Source organism: Streptomyces sp. NRRL S-495 (assembly GCF_000966955.1).
In the GTDB taxonomy this organism is placed as follows: Bacteria; Actinomycetota; Actinomycetes; order Streptomycetales; family Streptomycetaceae; genus Kitasatospora; species Kitasatospora purpeofusca.
The window spans coordinates 1-229 of record NZ_JZWY01001400.1 but is presented as its reverse complement, the minus strand read 5'-3'; the positions used below and the strand labels follow the sequence as shown (position 1 = coordinate 229).

Here is a 229-nt window from a genome sequence, read left to right as displayed (position 1 = left end):
TCGCCGGTGCGGCCGGGCGCGGCGAGGCCGGTGTCGCGGGCCGGGTGGCCGGGCGCTCGGCCGTCGGGGCGGTGGAGGGGACGGTGGACGGGGCGATCGAGGAGGCCGTCGGCTCCGGGGCGGCGTCGGTCGGCGCAGGGGCGGCTGCGGGGACGGACGGAGTCTCCGGCGCGGGTGCCGACGGGGTCGGTTCGGCGGTCGTCTCGGTGGTCGGCGATGCGGCCTGGCC

At 82.1% G+C, this 229-nt stretch carries 1 pseudogene; it reads left to right on the top strand.

The features are described from left to right. Nucleotides 1–229, top strand: a pseudogene (locus VR45_RS41860) (hypothetical protein); the annotation flags it as partial.